The organism is Pseudomonas sp. JAI115, assembly GCF_014200835.1.
Lineage (GTDB): Bacteria > Pseudomonadota > Gammaproteobacteria > Pseudomonadales > Pseudomonadaceae > Aquipseudomonas > Aquipseudomonas putida_A.
In genome coordinates this window covers 98,120-113,371 of the sequence record NZ_JACHCY010000009.1, presented here as the reverse complement: position 1 = coordinate 113,371, position 15,252 = coordinate 98,120, and the positions used below count along the sequence as shown (strand labels likewise).

13 protein-coding genes are annotated in these 15,252 nt (G+C 60.5%); 5 read left to right on the top strand and 8 right to left on the bottom strand.

Translation table 11 applies throughout. The annotated features are described in order from the left end of the window. Window positions 1–10: 10 nt before the first annotated feature. The 6 genes from HDC30_RS19885 to HDC30_RS19860 all read right to left on the bottom strand — a co-directional run bounded on the left by HDC30_RS19885 (window position 11) and on the right by HDC30_RS19860 (window position 6,216). The gene (locus HDC30_RS19885) at window positions 11–826 is read right to left on the bottom strand and encodes an energy transducer TonB (protein WP_183784537.1); all 816 of its coding nucleotides are present in this window, start codon (window positions 824–826) and stop codon (window positions 11–13) included. A gap of 274 nt (window positions 827–1,100) precedes the next feature. Next, window positions 1,101–1,436 (bottom strand): hypothetical protein, encoded by a 336-nt coding sequence (locus tag HDC30_RS19880; RefSeq protein ID WP_096797440.1) that lies wholly within the window; start codon window positions 1,434–1,436, stop codon window positions 1,101–1,103. Window positions 1,437–1,486: 50 nt separating this feature from the next. Further along, window positions 1,487–1,810: a hypothetical protein gene (locus HDC30_RS19875; RefSeq protein ID WP_007963450.1), complete on the bottom strand. Its 324-nt coding sequence runs from the start codon at window positions 1,808–1,810 to the stop codon at window positions 1,487–1,489. Window positions 1,811–1,972: 162 nt separating this feature from the next. Then, window positions 1,973–2,299: a hypothetical protein gene (locus HDC30_RS19870; RefSeq protein ID WP_096797777.1), complete on the bottom strand. Its 327-nt coding sequence runs from the start codon at window positions 2,297–2,299 to the stop codon at window positions 1,973–1,975. A 189-nt stretch (window positions 2,300–2,488) separates the two neighbouring features. Beyond that, the gene (locus HDC30_RS19865; protein ID WP_183784535.1) at window positions 2,489–3,832 is read right to left on the bottom strand and encodes an aryl-sulfate sulfotransferase; all 1,344 of its coding nucleotides are present in this window, start codon (window positions 3,830–3,832) and stop codon (window positions 2,489–2,491) included. Between the two features lie 23 nt (window positions 3,833–3,855). Then, window positions 3,856–6,216, bottom strand: coding sequence for a TonB-dependent receptor (locus HDC30_RS19860; RefSeq protein WP_183784533.1), 2,361 nt, complete (start codon window positions 6,214–6,216; stop codon window positions 3,856–3,858). A 165-nt stretch (window positions 6,217–6,381) separates the two neighbouring features. Here HDC30_RS19860 and HDC30_RS19855 point away from each other — a divergent pair, with 165 nt between their 5' ends. Together HDC30_RS19855 and HDC30_RS19850 are read left to right on the top strand one after the other, a co-directional pair. After that, entirely contained in the window at window positions 6,382–7,326 is a 945-nt protein-coding gene (locus tag HDC30_RS19855) for a LysR family transcriptional regulator (RefSeq protein WP_183784531.1), read from the top strand. Window positions 7,327–7,541: 215 nt separating this feature from the next. Beyond that, window positions 7,542–9,158, top strand: coding sequence for an alkaline phosphatase family protein (locus HDC30_RS19850; RefSeq protein ID WP_183784529.1), 1,617 nt, complete (start codon window positions 7,542–7,544; stop codon window positions 9,156–9,158). Between the two features lie 107 nt (window positions 9,159–9,265). On the opposite strand, the gene HDC30_RS19845 is transcribed toward HDC30_RS19850, so the two are convergent. Then, the gene (locus HDC30_RS19845; RefSeq protein ID WP_182403364.1) at window positions 9,266–10,186 is read right to left on the bottom strand and encodes a TauD/TfdA family dioxygenase; all 921 of its coding nucleotides are present in this window, start codon (window positions 10,184–10,186) and stop codon (window positions 9,266–9,268) included. Between the two features lie 181 nt (window positions 10,187–10,367). Here HDC30_RS19845 and HDC30_RS19840 point away from each other — a divergent pair, with 181 nt between their 5' ends. Next, window positions 10,368–11,288 (top strand): LysR family transcriptional regulator, encoded by a 921-nt coding sequence (locus tag HDC30_RS19840; RefSeq protein WP_027611161.1) that lies wholly within the window; start codon window positions 10,368–10,370, stop codon window positions 11,286–11,288. 122 nt (window positions 11,289–11,410) lie between these two features. On the opposite strand, the gene HDC30_RS19835 is transcribed toward HDC30_RS19840, so the two are convergent. Beyond that, window positions 11,411–12,424: an ABC transporter substrate-binding protein gene (locus HDC30_RS19835; RefSeq protein ID WP_027611160.1), complete on the bottom strand. Its 1,014-nt coding sequence runs from the start codon at window positions 12,422–12,424 to the stop codon at window positions 11,411–11,413. Window positions 12,425–12,832: 408 nt separating this feature from the next. Here HDC30_RS19835 and HDC30_RS19830 point away from each other — a divergent pair, with 408 nt between their 5' ends. Together HDC30_RS19830 and HDC30_RS19825 are read left to right on the top strand one after the other, a co-directional pair. Next, on the top strand, window positions 12,833–14,431 hold the full coding sequence (locus tag HDC30_RS19830) for an ABC transporter permease (RefSeq protein ID WP_183784527.1): 1,599 nt from the start codon (window positions 12,833–12,835) through the stop codon (window positions 14,429–14,431). Continuing rightward, complete coding sequence (locus HDC30_RS19825) at window positions 14,428–15,243, top strand: ABC transporter ATP-binding protein (RefSeq protein WP_183784525.1); 816 nt, start codon at window positions 14,428–14,430, stop codon at window positions 15,241–15,243. The genes HDC30_RS19830 and HDC30_RS19825 overlap by 4 nt, the downstream gene beginning before the upstream one ends. Window positions 15,244–15,252 lie beyond the last annotated feature (9 nt).

Here is a 15,252-nt window from a genome sequence, read left to right as displayed (position 1 = left end):
AGGTTTCGGTTTAATGAATCTTGAAATCGATGGGCACGCTGACCCAGCCGTCCTGGGCGACATCACCCTGCTTGGCCGGCACGAAGCTCCACTGCTTGACGGCATTGAGTGCCGCATCGTCGAGCTGTTGCCGACCACTGCTTTTCTGAATCTGGATCTCGCCCGGTTTGCCATTGGCCAACACGTGCACCCTTAACATCACCGTGCCTTCCCAACCGCGACGCTGGGCCAGCGACGGATATTCCGGCGCCGGATTCTTCAAATACGCGGCGTTGGCCGAAGCCGGCGTCACGGGCGCCGGGGCCGGTGGTGCAGGTGGCGCCGGGGCGGCAACCGGAGCTGCCGGTTGTGGCGGCGCGGGTGGTTGTTCAACAGCTTTCGGTGCTGGTTTCGGAACCGGTTTGGCCACCGGTTTCGGCTTGGGCTTGGGAATCGGTTTGGGCGGCGGCGGCTTTACGGCCAACTCGTCTTCAACCGGTGGCGGTGGCTCCACGACCGGTGCCGGTGGCGGCGGTTCGACCACCGGCGGCGCGGGTGGCGCCGGCCGCGAAAACTCGATGGTCATCGGCGGAATTTCCGGCGGCACGATTGGCAACGGCGGCGTCGGATGCTGGTTGATCCAATAGATCACCGCGCCGTGCACCAGCAGCGCCAGCACGCCGAGCAGAATGGTTTCACGGCGGCTCAGAATGCCCTTGGGCGCACGCTGCAAACGCAGCTGCCCCAGCGGCACACGATGCGGCCGGCCGAGATCGACCAGTTCGCCACTCGGCGTCTGACGCCACAGCAATTCCTGTGCGCTGGCGGCGGTCTGGACATTGCCCATTGATTCACTCCCTGCGGTCTTTTTGCGAAGTACCCGACAGGTCGCCGCAAACATCCCCCGGGCGACCGGTCGTTGGGTGAATCATTGGAGCAATCGCTTATCTCCGAAAGTAACTTTTATCGATGTGTTTAGATTTTTAACGAATATAGGTTTTCGTAGATTGTCGCGAAGCCACGGCCTGCAAGGGCTGGCGCCGAGGGCTGAATTTACAATGCTTTTCAAGCATGAAAATTATTCGGCGAAGGCATGCGAAACCCGCTCATTTCGCGCTTCTTCAGCGGTTTTTCCGGATGAATTCCAGGCCATTCAACCCGGTGTTGCCCATCATGTCCGCCGCGCTGCCCATTGCCCGCAAGCGTGTGTAGGCCTGATCGGGCGAGAACATCACCCAGGCTTGCGCCGTGCCATCGGCCGTCAGCGTATTGAAAGAGATAGCGACCGGGCCTGTTGAAAAGCCATGCCTGAAATGAAAATTGCCAAATGCGATCGGGTAATCGGTGCCGGACACGGACAACGTGCCGGTGAAACTGCCGGTGCGGTCATCGCCCTCGGTCAGGGTCAAGGTTGTATCTGAAGGTTCATGACGATAAACGCCATTGATCGTGGACATGTGCAGCATCCTTGCTTGTGTTTGCGAAGAAATCTGGCGCTGGCTGCGCCTCATGCGTGGCGAACGAAGTCGCCCGGCAGGCTGCTGACCACGCCGTCATAGGTAACGCGCACGCAGTGCCCCTGCAGTTCGTGAGTGCCGCGACTTGGCGAGAACAGGGTCAGGGCGAAATAACCGTGATCCTGGTTATTGGCAATCAGCGTGACCACGGTTGGCGGCTGGTAGCCGTTGAGGCTGGCATAACGGCCACTGACAATGCCGTAGTTGATGCCTTGGTGATGCAACGTGCCGCCGAAGACCCCGGTGCGGTCATCGGAATCGACAATGGTCAGAGAGGGCCCATCGAGGGTGTTGGAATAAAGCGCGTTTTGCATGTAAGCGTCCTGCTCGAATGATTGAGTTCACCTCGAGCTTAGAATCAGACGCCAGCAAACGCTGTCATCCATAGGAAGCGCAACCAACATGAAAATGACTTATTTCATGTAAGAAAAAAGCCGCCATGCTCAATAGCATGACGGCTTTTTTGTGACACAAAATTACTGTTTAACAAACTCTCCAGCCAGACTAACAACATCACCATCAAAGTTGGTGCGCGAACCCGCCGCACGAACTTTCGAATAGGTGTGATCCGGCGAGAACAGCGCCCAGGATTGATAACCCGTGCCGTCATTCAGAGCCGCGAAGGTGATGATCGTAGGCTGCCCGGTGCTGTTCTGGAAATGGTAATGCCCGTAAGCGATGTCGTAGTTCACGCCGTTCTGGTTCAACTTGCCGCTGAAGGTGCCGTTGGAGTCGTTGCCATCGGTAATCGTCAGTTTGGCGCCAGCGTTAGCGTTTACATAAGTTCCATTAATGCTCGACATAACGTGATTTCCTTTATGGTTGGATAAGTGTCTTCCGATGAGAGCAAGTTCCCTCCTGGAAACTCACGACACTCAGGATGGTTGGCCATTCACTTATTGTCCACGCGACTTTTCAACGAAATTGCAATAAGCAGTATTCAAACCGCACATAACTTATCGCCATTCATTCGAGCATTAATTCCTTTTCAACTAACGACTGGCACTGGTCTGCTGCACTGCCGATGTCGGGGCAATCACGGCGGTCTCGGAGCGCGGCGTACCCTTCGGCACCCAGTCGTAACTCACGGGCAACGCCCGATAGACCCAGTTGCTGATCGCGTCGCTGCCCGGTGCTTTACCCAGATAAGGACTGACGTATTCCCAGACGTTTTCGCCGCCGGCCGTGACCTGGAAAAAGCGCCCGTTCATGCCTTCGTCGATCAGCGTATTGCCGTTGGGCAAACGTCGCGCGCTGCTGATGAACGAGCTATAGAACGCCCACCCCGGCTGCTTCGAATTAGCCGCGCTGTACTGCCAGACGATTTCATTTTTCTGCGGGTCGATTTCCAGCACTCGCGAGCCGGAAATCAGCCCGAGGGTGACGTTCGGATACCCCGCCGAACCCTGGTTGTCGAACACCAGCAGGTTGCCCGCACCGGGCAGCCCGGCAGGGATGATGTGCGCGTCGTGCTGGCCGACAAATTGATCCACCGGACGCGGCAGTTTCTGTGCGGTTTTCGGGTTGATCAGCGGCAGGTTCGGGCCGAGGCGCCAGACCACTTTGCCGCTGTGTTTGTCGATGATCGCGATGAAGTTGGCGTTGCGTGAATCGAGCAACAGGTTATCTGGATTGAAGCGCTTGTCCCCGGCATCGAACCACTTGTTCGGCCCGACCACGCTGAGGTTGTTGATGTGCAGGTAATCCGGGTTGTCGCTGGCGCGCACCAGCTTCAGTTGCTCCTGGGTGAAGCCGAATTCGTTGAGGTGTTCCGAGGCCAGCCACTGCCATTTCACCTGCCCGTCGGGGCTGACTTCGTAGATCGCATCGTCGATCACCTCGGGCACTTTGAAGCCTTTGACCTTGTGCACCTTGTTCGCCAGCACCACGGTGTTGCCGTTGCTCAGGCGCCGCTGATCATGGTGTTGCTGCGCTGCGCCGCCGGGCGCCTTGTCGCCCCACTGCCAGACCACTTTGCCGTTCCAGTCCAGCTCGCCGACGCTCTGATTGCCCAGGCCGTTACCGGCGGAGCCGAGCTTGCCCGGATCCTTGTCGCTCAGTTGCAACAGCACATGCCCGCGCTCGCCGCCGACCAGTTGCGGGTCGATGATCGCCGACGGAAACCCCGCCTGCGGCCAGGTTTTCACCTCGTTGCCGTTCATGTCGATCAGGTGCGTCTGCTTGTCGGCACCACTGAAAATCACGTATTGGTTGAACGCCTTGTTCGGGTCGTAGCGGGTGACGCCGGTCGGGTACACGCTGGGTGCGGCGAACACCGAGGTACTCAACGCTGCGCCGGATAACAACAGCGCTAAAGCGGTTTTGCCTGGCAACATGATGCAGCTCCTTGAATGACAGATCAGAAGTCGTAGCGACCGGTAACGCCGAGGGTGCGCGGCGTACCGAGCAGGCCTTCATAACCGCCGTTGCCGCCGGTCCACAGGGTCGTGTAGTAGGTCTTGTCGAAGGCGTTTTTCAGCCACAGCGAAACGTCCCACTGGCCCTGATTGAAATCGCCGCGCAGACCGGTGGACAGGTTGACCACCGCGTAGCTCGGGATCTGCCCGTAGTCGGAATCTTCGACCGTGCCCACCGCTTTGGAGCGGAACGCGTAGCTGCCGGTGACGTAGGGTTGCAGACTGTTGGCCAGATTCCATTCGTATTTGCCGTTGGCGTTGCCGATCCATTTCGACGCGCCGACCACCTGGTGCCCGCTGAGGTCGCAGGACGCCGGTGCGCTCGGTGCCTGGCTGACTTCCGGCGGGCATGGCGCATCTTTGTACGAGAGGTAGCTGACGTCGTTGTACGAGCCGTTGAAGTTCAGCGTCAGGCCGCGCAACGGGATCACGGTGCTTTCGAATTCGACGCCGCGCGAGCGCACCGAGCCGGCGTTGGTCAGGTATTGCACGCGGTTGAGGTCGTCGTAGGCGTTGGTCTGATAGGCGTTGACCTGAGTCCAGAAAACGTTGGCGTTGAGCTGCAGACGCCGGTCCCACAAGGTGCTTTTGAAACCGAGTTCGGCGTTGTTCGCGCGTTCGGTGCCGATCAGCAGCGAGTCGGCGCCGGCGGTTGGCGCCGAACCCACTGCGAGGTTCACCCCACCGGATTTTTCGCCGTGGGACAGCGTGGCGTAACCGAGCAGATCATCGGTGAAGCGATAGCTGAGGTTGAGCAACCCAGAGGGGCTGGAACTGTACTGATTGAGATCGCCGGAATCGTAGGCGCCAGTGCGTCCGCGGCGTGCCGTGGCCGCTGCACCGGTGACAGTGGCGCCACCGACCGGCGCATCGCGGGTGACCCAGGCGTTCTTCTCTTCATAGGTGCCGCGCACCCCGGCGGTGAAGTCCAGGCGCTCAGTGAGGTGCCAGGTGCCTTGGGCGAACAGCGCGAAACTGTCGGTCTTGATGTGGCCGTTGCCGACGCTGCCGACGTTGGCCAGCGCACCGCGTGGCGTGCCGTTCCAGATGTCGGCCTGCGGGCCGTAATAGGCGAAGGATTTGTTGTCCAGATCCGAGCCGAAGTAGTACGCGCCCACCACGTAATCGAAGAACTCGCCCTTGGGCGAGGCCAGGCGAAATTCCTGCGAGTACTGTTTGTCTTCGACCGAAACCCCGGCGTTGTAAGTCGCCGCAACGTTGAGACCGTCGTCGTTGGCCGGGGTGAAATTCCAGAAGCGATAGGAGCTGATCGAGGTCAGGGTGAAATCGCTCGGCAGCGTCCAGTTGGCCTCCACCGACGTGCCACCCTGATGCACGGTGACGTGCTGGTCGTTGTCCAGATTGACCTTGCGGTGCGAGCCGTTGACCAGCGTCGCACCGGCGGCATTGGCCCGCGATTGGTAGAGGTTGACGCCGTTGATGGTCGGTCCGGTGTTGTACAGCACGCGGTTGCCGGCGCTGGAGTCCTCTTCGTTGTAGTCGCCGATCCAGCGCAGGTTGAAGTCTTCGTTGGGCTTGAACAGCAACTGCGCACGGAAGCCATCGCGCGAGCCACCGTTCAGGTCATGGCCGTTGTATTCGTTCTTGATATCGCCGTCGCTGCGGGTGCGATAGGCCGAGAAACGTCCGGCCAGTTGATCGTTGAGCGGCCCGGAAATCGTGCCCTTGGTCTGGAAGTAGCCGTCCTCGCCGAACGAGGTTTCGATGCTGCGCTCAGGGGTGAAGGTCGGCGCGCGGGTGCTGATGTTGATCACCCCGGCGGTGGTGTTCTTGCCGAACAGCGTGCCCTGCGGCCCGCGCAAGACTTCGAGCTGTTCGATGTCCATCAGGTCGAACACCGCCATCCCCGGACGGCCCAGATACACGTTATCGATGTACAGACCGACGCTGCCTTCCAGGCCGTCGCTCGCCGGGTTGTTGCCCAGGCCACGAATCGACACGCTGGACTGGCGCGCGTGCATGTAGGCGACGTTGACGCTCGGCACCAGTTGCTGAAGATCCTGGATGCGGTAGACGCGCTGCGTCTCCAGGGTCTGGCCGCTGACCACGCTCATCGGCGTCGGCACATCTTGCGAACTTTCCTCGCGACGGCGGGTGGTGACGGTCACGGTTTCCAGCTGCGAGCTGTTGGCCGCGGGTTTGCCGGCGGGAGCTGGCGGCGGGGTCTCGGCGTCGGCGGCGTAGCTGTGAGTCCAGCTGGCACTCCCCGCCAGCAACAGGGCTAGAGGCAGGCGTTTGAGCCGTCGTGGCGTTAAGGGTGACGCAAGGTTCAACGGACTCATGGCGCGGCTCCTGGTCAAAAAATACACAGACGTCTTCAGCGCTGCATATTCTTTTCAGTTATTTATTTATGGATTTACAAATATTTACTGCATAAGAGATTGCCTTTATAAGGAGTCGACCTAATGCATATCCAATGCATTTCCCGGATATTTTTTATGTGAAAAATGCATATCGACTTGCGCCAACTTCGTCACTTCATCGCCCTCGCCGAACAACGCAGCTTCGTCGCAGGCGCGCAGGCGGTGAACCTGTCGCAGTCGGCGTTCAGCCGCAGCATTCAGGCGCTGGAACACAGCGTCGGCTGTCAGTTGGTCGATCGCGGGCGCAAGGATCTGCCGCCGACCAAGCAGGGTCAGGTGCTGCTCGAACATGCACGGCGACTGGTCAGCGGCGCGCAGCAGATGGCCAACGAGATCAGTCAGTTCAATGGTCTGGAGGCGGGCGAGTTGCGCTTCGGTTGCGGCCCGGCGCCGGCGGCCGGATTGATCCCGCGCGCGATCGGCGCGTTCATCGGGCGCTACCCGAAAGCGCGGGTGCAATTTCAGGTCGATGACTGGCAGAGCCTGAGCAAACGCCTGCTCAGTGAGGAGTTCGAGTTCTTCGTCGCCGACACTCGACACTTCGAGGCCGATCCGGATTACCTGACGTACCGCTTGCGGCCGCGCAAATGGCATTTCTGTTGCCGTGCCGGGCATCCGTTAGCGGCATTTGAACGGGTTTCGGCCGAGCAATTGATGAGCTATCCACTGGCAGTGAGCATTCGTCCGCCGAACTTGCGCAAGGTCATCGTCGACCTCAGCGGCCGCCCGGATTTCACGCCGAATGTGGAATGCGAAAACAGCTCGAGCCTGCTCAGCGTGGTGCTGCGTTCGGATGCGATCGGCATTGTCGGGGCGTATTCAGATGCGCTGCATCAGGCCAAGGGTGAGCTGGTGTGTGTGCGGATCGAGGGTCTGGCGGATGATCTGGAAGAGCTGTACACCCGCTACGGGATTGTCAGTCGCGCGGGGTATCGCTTGTCGCCGTTGGCCGAGGCGATGATTGAGCAGATCAAGGCGATTGATGCGGTGGATGAGGAGGTGTGTTCGCTGGAGAATTTTGCCGTCTGACAGCACGCCTTCGCGAGCAGGCTCGCTCCCACAGAGTTAGCGTCGATCACAAATTCTGCGCTCACCACAATCCACTGTGGGAGCGAGCCTGCTCGCGAAGAGGCCGTTACAGGCGCCAATGCAATCCCCGCATAAAACCCATTCCCCAAATGCACTTGCCGAACACCCCCGCCGAAAGCGAAAACCCTCGCCTGTCTTTCTGACCGGTGAACCCCATGTCCAACCCGCAAAACCCTGTGCGCAATGTGCTGTACATCATGTGCGATCAGCTGCGCCGCGATTACCTGTCCTGTTACGGTCATCCGCATCTGCACACGCCGAACATCGATCGCCTGGCCGCCGCTGGCGTGCGCTTCAGCCGCGCTTACACCCAGGGCACGATCTGCGGCCCGTCGCGGATGTCGGCCTACACCGGGCGCTACGTCAGCAGCCATCAGGTCGCGTGGAACGCCGTGCCGTTGCCGCTGGAAGAACTGACGATCGGCGACTACCTGCGCCCCCACGGCATCCGCACCGCGCTGGTCGGCAAGACCCACGCCACGGCCAATGTCGATGCCCTGCAGCGTCTGGCGATCAACCCGGACAGCGCGCAGGCCGAGGTGCTCAACGAGGTCGGTTTCGAACCGTACTTTCGTCACGACGGGATCTTCCCCGACGACCCGTTGTTCGACGACAAACGCGAATCCGCGCCCTACACCCATTACCTGCGCGAGCAGGGCTTCGACGGGCGCAACCCCTGGCACGACTGGGCCAACGCCGCCGAAGGCGAGAACGGCGAAATCCTCAGCGGCTGGCAGATGCGTCATGCGCATTTGCCAGCGCGAATTCCCGAGCAGTTCTCAGAGACTGTCTACACTACAAATCGAGCCATCGACTTCATCACCGAGCAAGGTGAGAAATCCTGGTGTTTACACCTCTCCTACATCAAACCGCACTGGCCCTACATCGTACCGGCGCCATACCACGCCTTGTACAGTACGAAATCGATTCTCGAACCGGTCCGCGCGACGCCCTCCGAAGCCAGCAAACACCCCGTATACACGGCGTTTCGCCAGCATGAGGAAAGCCTCAACTTCTCCCGTGACTCAGTACGATTGAATGTAATCCCCACCTACATGGGTCTGATCAAGCAGGTGGATGATCAACTCGGGCGGCTGTTCGATTTTCTGCAGAGCAACGGACGTTGGGATGACACGTTGATCGTGTTTACCAGCGATCACGGCGACTTTCTCGGCGACCATTGGCTGGGCGAGAAGGAGTTTTTGCTGGAACAGGCAGTGGGCGTGCCCCTGATCGTGCGCGACCCGCGCGCCGCAGCGGACATCACTCGGGGCACGGTGGATGAGCGGCTGGCGGAAACCATTGATGCCTTGCCGTCTTTTCTCCAGGCACTGGGCTTGCCGGGCGCCGAACATCGGCTGGAAGGGCGCTCGCTGATCCCGCTTTTACACGGCGAAAATCCCGACTGGCGTCGCTACGCGATCAGCGAATACGACTACGCCTTTCAGGCCCCGGCACGCGAGCGACTTGGCCAGCCGATCGACCGCTGCCGCATGACCATGGTGCGCAGCGAGCGCTGGAAATACCTGGCGTACGACGGCTTCCGGCCGCAACTGTTTGACCTGTTGAATGATCCGCAGGAGTTGCGCGATCTGGGTGAGGATCCGGCCTACGCGGCGGTGCGCGAAGAGCATGCGGGGTATCTGTTCGAGTGGGTGCGCGGGTTGAAGCGGCGGACCACGATCAGTCATCAGGAGATTGATTTGCGTGGACAGCGGTTTCGCTATGGCGAGCCGGAGACCGAGAAGGTCGTGCAAATCGGTGTGTGGTAGTTAAAAGCATCGCTGGCAAGCCAGCTCCCACAGGTTTTGCGTTGTTCACATCCTTTGTGTCCAACACAAATCTCTGTGGGAGCTGGCTTGCGAGCGATGGGGCCTTATCAAACGCCGACGATATCCGCGCCTTTAATGGTTTGACTACGCTGCCCCGATGCCCCAACCGGCACCTCACCCTTGAGCGTCACCCGCCGCACGATACGATCCTGAGTGCCGTAATCATCAATCGCATAATGCTGGGTCGAACGGTTATCCCAGATCGCCACATCACCCGCCTTCCAGCGCCAGCGCACGGTGTTTTCCTGACGAATCACATGGCTCTGCAACAGGCCGAACAGGTGCGCCGAATCGGCTTGCGAATACCCCTTGATGCGTTTGACGAAGTGCCCCAGCAACAAACTTTTCTCGCCGCTGATCGGATGCACACGCACCACCGGATGCTCGGTCTCGTAGACAGTCGAGGTGAAGACCTTGCGATAGCGCTCCAACTTCTCCGCCGACACGTCCGGCTTGGCCCCGGCGTAGTCGTATTCATTGCTGTGCACGGCGACCAGTTTGTCCGCCAGCTCACGCAGCTCGCTCGGAAGTTCGTTGTAGGCGGTCGCGGTGTTGGCCCACAGCGTGTCGCCACCGAAGGCCGGCGCCACCACCGAGCGCAGGATCGAGGCTTTCGGGTAGGCGTCGACGAAGGTCACGTCAGTGTGCCAGGAGTTGGCGCGCTGGCCTTCGGCCCCGTCCAGCTCCAGCAGATAACGCGTGCCTTCACGCACCGGTACGGTCGGATGCGCCACCGGCTCGCCGAGCAGATGGGCGAAGGCTTCCTGGCGCTGATCGTCGAGCTGGGTCTGCTCGCGGAAGAACACCACCTTGTACTGGATCAGCGCTTGCTGAATGGCTTCGACCGTGGCGGCGTCCAGTTCACCGGACAGGTGCACGCCACGAATCTCGGCGCCGATACGGCCGGCCACCGGATGGATTTCCAACGCGTGGACAGCAGGTTTTACAGCGAGTGCGGCATTGCTCATGGGTAGACCCTCATCGACTGCTTGCGGTTAGGCGGCAGCGAAACATCGCTCTATCTATATTCCATTTACATCTAATAGATATTCACATGCTTCGTTGACGGAATAAGAGCTTGCATTTAAAACCTCAAGCAACCCTCGTCGCAAATGCCTTCGAGCTATTTTTAGGATGCCGGAAAAGCATATGGATCTTCGCCAGTTGCGCTACTTCATCGCCCTCAACGAACACCGCAGTTTTGTCCGTGCGGCGGACGCGATGGGCATCACTCAACCGGCGTTCAGCCGCAGCATTCAAGGGCTGGAGCAGGAGTTCGGCTGCGTGCTGGTGGATCGCGGCAACAAGGATCTGCGCCCGACACCCGAAGGCCAGGTGGTGCTGCAACACGCCCTGACCCTGGTGCAAGGCGCGGCGCTGCTCAGCGCGGAAGTGACGCAGATGACCAAGCTCGATGCCGGAGAACTGCACTTCGGCTGCGGCCCGGCCCCGGCGGTGAAACTGGTGCCGGACGCGGTGGCGCAATTCATCAACGCGCACCCGAAAGTGCGCACCTGTTTTCAGGTGGATAACTGGGAAAAACTCAGCCGTGCGCTGAGCCGTGAAGAGATCGAATTCTTCATCGCCGACATCCGCCACTTCGAAGCCGACCCGAACTTCCAGACCCAGGCCCTGACGCCCAAGCGCGGGGTGTTTTTCTGCCGACCCGGGCATCCGCTGCTGGCCAAGGAAAGCCTGTCGACCAACGACATGTTCGACTACCCGCTGGCGACCACGCTGATCCCGCCAGGGATTCGCAAACTGCTGGCGAACCTCAGCGGCCGGATCGATTTTTCCCCGACCATCGAGACCGAGCATTTCCCGGCGCTGGTGAAAGTGGTGCTGCAATCGAATGCCATCGGCATCGGTACGGAAGAAGCGTTTTACGAGGACATTGCCCAGGGTTCACTGGCGCTGCTGCACTGGCGCAATCTGCCGCAGAATCTGGAGAGCATGAACGCGCGCTGCGGGATTGTCAGTCGCACAGGATTTCGCTTGTCGCCGGCAGCCAGAGAGATGATCGAGACGTTGGTGGCGGTGGATAAACAGGCAATCAGTGTCGCGGTTTGAGGACGCCTTCGCGAGCAAGCCCGCTCCCACAGGGGATCGTTGTGAATACAAAATCTGTGTTCACTGAAGATCCCTGTGGGAGCGGGCTTGCTCGCGAAAAGGCCCGTCCAGACACTGGAGATTCAGAGCTTGGCCGCCGCCAGTTCAGGCGCCACCCAATCACTGACCTTGAACGGCTTGCGAATCAGCTTCTGCTGCGCCGCCAGGTCTACCGAGTCCTGCAACTTGCCGAGGAACACCGGGTCCAGCGTCGACGGGAACACTTCGCTGAGTTTCTGATCTTGAAGGTCCTGGGTCAGGATCACCGGTGGATAACTCGCCAGCCCCGACACCAGTTGCACATAAGCGTCCTTGTTGCTGTCCTGGGTCAGCCACTCCACCGCCTGCTGCTGCGCCTTCAGCAGTTTGGCCACGACCTCCGGGTGCCCGTCGACAAACTTGCCGGTGCCGACCAGCACTGACTGCACACTGCCGGCGCCACCCAGATCCTTGGTATTGAGCGGCAATTCCGCCAGCCCCTTGGCTTGCAGCGCCGTCAGCCCTGAACTGCCCCACGACGCGTCAATCTGTTTCGCCGCCAATGCCGCGACCGCCCCGCTGAAGTCGAGATTGATCACTTTCAGATCCTTCTCGCTCAAGCCCTGACTGGCCAGCGCCGCATCAAACGACAGCTGCGTGGCGGTGCCACGGAAGATCGCCACGCGCTTGCCCTTCAGATCCTGCAGTGTCTTGATCCCCGACCCCGGCACCACGCCCAGATACTGTTTCACCCCACGCGCACTGGCGCTGAGCAAACGCGTGTCGAGGCCATTGGACTTGCCGATGATCGCCGCAAGGTCGCCCAGATATGCCAGATCGACCTGACCATTGGCAAACGCTTCGTTGATCACCGGCCCGGCACCCTTGAAGAAGCTCCACTGAATCTTGATGCCCTGATCGGCGAAGGCTTTTTCGAAGATCTGCTGGTCACGCAGCACGTCCACCACACCGCCGCCGCTGTGCTGGGTGCCGGCGCTCAGGTCAGGCACGGCGATCCTGATTTCCTTGAGTTCGTCAGCCTGCGCGTTAAACGCCAGCAGGCCCGCCAGTGCCGGAATGGCAAACAGACTGAAGACTCGTTTGAAGGGAAGGTTCATGGGTACGGCTCCTAGATCACGACAGGCGTTGAGGAGCCGAAAGTAGGCCGAAGCATGACCTTCGCTTAAATACTATAAATGCACATTTTTATAGCCTTTAGCGCTAAGCGTGAAATCACGCGGGCTGCAGCGGCGTATGCATTAACAGCATCGAAAATATTCTTCGAATGCATTGGATGCGCGTCGCGCTGCAAGCCTTAAATGGTCTGGCTTATCTCTCAATAGAATTGATTTGAATTTTTATAGATCGATTTTGCATACACCGCTAGCCAATTGTGGGAGCGGGCTTGCTCGCGAAGAGGCCGTGTCATTCACCATCATCGGTGCCTGACACTCCGTCTTCGTGAGCAAGCCCACTCCCACACAGGCACAGCGGTTCGCCATGCAACCCGACAACGGAGGTCACCCATGGCCCGTGATTCCCTGCTCAGCCTGCCGCTGCCCGCGCCACCTCTGAAAAGCCGGCGCGCGTGGCCGAGCCTCAACCAACGTCTGTTGCCATGGCTGTTGCCGATCAGCCTGTTCGCTCTGTGGTGGCTGGCCGCACGCAATCAATGGATGAGCGAGCAGATCCTGCCGGCGCCATCGCTGGTGTGGAACAGCGCCATCGAGCTGTCCCAAGGCGAGTTGTGGAGTCATTTGTGGATCAGCCTGCAACGTCTGCTCTGGGGCTTGCTGGCAGGGATCTCAGCTGGTGCGCTGCTGGGTGCCGCGCTGGGCTTCAGCCGGCGTCTCGAACGCCTGGTCTTCCCGACGTTCGCCGGTCTGGCACAGGTACCGACGCTGGCGTGGATTCCGCTGTTCATGGTGTTTTTCGGCATCGGCGAAGTGCTGAAACTGGTGGTGCTGATCAAGGCCATCGTGGTGCCGGTGACCCTGCACACCCTGGTCGGCGTTCGTGATGCGCAACCGAAACTGCGCGAAGCCGCCGCCGTATTGCGCCTGCCGTCGTATTTGCTGATCCGGCGCCTGGTGCTGCCCGCTGCACTGCCGGCGTTCATGGCCGGCGTGCGCCTGGCCCTGGCCGCTGGCTGGACTTCATTGCTGGCGGTGGAGCTGTTGGCGTCCAGCGAAGGCATCGGCTACCTGATGGTCTGGGCACGGCAACTGTTCATGCTCGACATCGTGTTCGTGTGCATCGTGGTCATCGGTGTACTCGGTGTGGCGATGGATCGCGGCATCGGTTTTCTCGACCGCAAACTGGTGCACTGGCCGCACCCGGCGACTGCGGAAATCCGCCGAGGCCCACGTTATCAAAGCTGGCAACGGCTGCAACCGTGGCTGTTGCCGCTGAGCCTGATCGGCTTGTGGCAAGTGGCGAGCGATCAGCAGTGGGTCGATGTGAATATTCTGGTCAGCCCGCTGGCGGTACTGGAAACGACCAGGAACGGTCTGCTCGACGGCACGCTGATCAGCGGCATGGCCTTGAGCCTCGGTCGTACCCTTGGCGGCTTGCTGCTGGGCGGCGGACTCGGTTTCGCCCTCGGCCTGTTGCTGGGTCTGTCGCGCACCAGCGAACGGCTGCTCGGCCCGACTCTCGCCGCCATTCGCCAGATCGCGATTTTCGCCTGGGTGCCGCTGCTCACCGCGTGGTTCGGATTGGGTGAATTGGCGAAGTGCGTGTTCGTCGCCCTCGCCGCGTTTTTCCCGCTGTTCATCGCCACCCAGCGCAGCGTCGCCAACCTCTCGCCACAACTCAACGAAGCCGCGCAGGTGCTGCGCCTGAACCTCGGCCAGCGCCTGCGTCGTCTGGTGCTTCCGGGTGCGGCGCCGGGGATTTTCGCCGGGCTGCGCCTGAGTCTGATCTACGCCTGGCTCGGCACCATCGGCGCCGAATATTTCATGCCGTCCAACGGCGGCATCGGCAGCCAGATGATCGGCGCCCAACAACTGCTACGCATGGATCTGATCATGGCCGGGATGCTTTTGGTCGGCCTCACCGGCGCCCTGCTCAACCTCATCGGCCAACGCCTGGAAATTCGCGCTACTCGCTGGAGACACGCATGAACACACCGATTGTCAGCTTCACCCATGTAGGCAAATCCTTCGACGTCGACGGTTTCGAACTGGAGGCGATTCGCGAATTCAACCTCGACATCGCCGAGGGCGAATTTGTCGCCATCGTCGGGTCCAGCGGTTGCGGCAAATCCACCTTGCTGCGTTTGCTGGTGGGTCTGGATACGCAGTTTCGCGGGCAGATCAGCGTCGATGGCAAAGCGGTCAGCGGCATCGGCGGCGAGCGCGGCATCGTGTTTCAGGAGCATCGGCTGTTCCCGTGGCTGACCGTGGCCGACAACATCGGTCTGGGCCTGGTCAACGAGCCGCTGAGCACCGCCGAAAAGCAGCAGCGCATCAACGATTTCATCGATCTGGTCGGCCTACGCGATTTCACCCGCGCCTATCCGCACCAGCTCTCCGGCGGCATGGCCCAGCGCGTGGCGATTGCTCGCGGACTGGTCGCCAGCCCACGGATTCTGCTGCTCGACGAACCGTTCGGCGCGCTCGATGCGTTGACCCGTCAGCAAATGCAGGACGAGCTGCTGGCGATCCGCGACCGGGCGAAAATCACCACGATCCTCGTCACCCACGACGTCGAAGAAGCGATCTTTCTCGCCGATCGCGTGGTGGTGATGGAGCCGCGTCCGGGACGGATCAAGCAAGTCGTCGACATCGCCCTGCCGCACCCGCGTCAGCGCAGCAGTTTCGACTTCCATCAGTTGCGTGAAGAGCTGCTGCACGAACTGACCAGTGACGACCATTACCAACCGAGCCTGCCGGTCCAGATCCGCGATCTGCCGCTGTCGTTCATTGCCTGCTGAGAGGAGCTT

What these genes read in the sequence shown, in the direction of transcription:
- HDC30_RS19860 (WP_183784533.1), bottom strand. Translation starts at nt 6,216, where the DNA reads ATGAGTCCGTTGAACCTTGCGTCACCCTTAACGCCACGACGGCTCAAA.
- HDC30_RS19845 (WP_182403364.1), bottom strand. Translation starts at nt 10,186, where the DNA reads ATGAGCAATGCCGCACTCGCTGTAAAACCTGCTGTCCACGCGTTGGAA.
- HDC30_RS19830 (WP_183784527.1), top strand. Translation starts at nt 12,833, where the DNA reads ATGGCCCGTGATTCCCTGCTCAGCCTGCCGCTGCCCGCGCCACCTCTG.
- HDC30_RS19885 (WP_183784537.1), bottom strand. Translation starts at nt 826, where the DNA reads ATGGGCAATGTCCAGACCGCCGCCAGCGCACAGGAATTGCTGTGGCGT.
- HDC30_RS19850 (WP_183784529.1), top strand. Translation starts at nt 7,542, where the DNA reads ATGTCCAACCCGCAAAACCCTGTGCGCAATGTGCTGTACATCATGTGC.
- HDC30_RS19835 (WP_027611160.1), bottom strand. Translation starts at nt 12,424, where the DNA reads ATGAACCTTCCCTTCAAACGAGTCTTCAGTCTGTTTGCCATTCCGGCA.
- HDC30_RS19855 (WP_183784531.1), top strand. Translation starts at nt 6,382, where the DNA reads ATGCATATCGACTTGCGCCAACTTCGTCACTTCATCGCCCTCGCCGAA.
- HDC30_RS19870 (WP_096797777.1), bottom strand. Translation starts at nt 2,299, where the DNA reads ATGTCGAGCATTAATGGAACTTATGTAAACGCTAACGCTGGCGCCAAA.
- HDC30_RS19875 (WP_007963450.1), bottom strand. Translation starts at nt 1,810, where the DNA reads ATGCAAAACGCGCTTTATTCCAACACCCTCGATGGGCCCTCTCTGACC.
- HDC30_RS19880 (WP_096797440.1), bottom strand. Translation starts at nt 1,436, where the DNA reads ATGTCCACGATCAATGGCGTTTATCGTCATGAACCTTCAGATACAACC.
- HDC30_RS19840 (WP_027611161.1), top strand. Translation starts at nt 10,368, where the DNA reads ATGGATCTTCGCCAGTTGCGCTACTTCATCGCCCTCAACGAACACCGC.
- HDC30_RS19825 (WP_183784525.1), top strand. Translation starts at nt 14,428, where the DNA reads ATGAACACACCGATTGTCAGCTTCACCCATGTAGGCAAATCCTTCGAC.
- HDC30_RS19865 (WP_183784535.1), bottom strand. Translation starts at nt 3,832, where the DNA reads ATGTTGCCAGGCAAAACCGCTTTAGCGCTGTTGTTATCCGGCGCAGCG.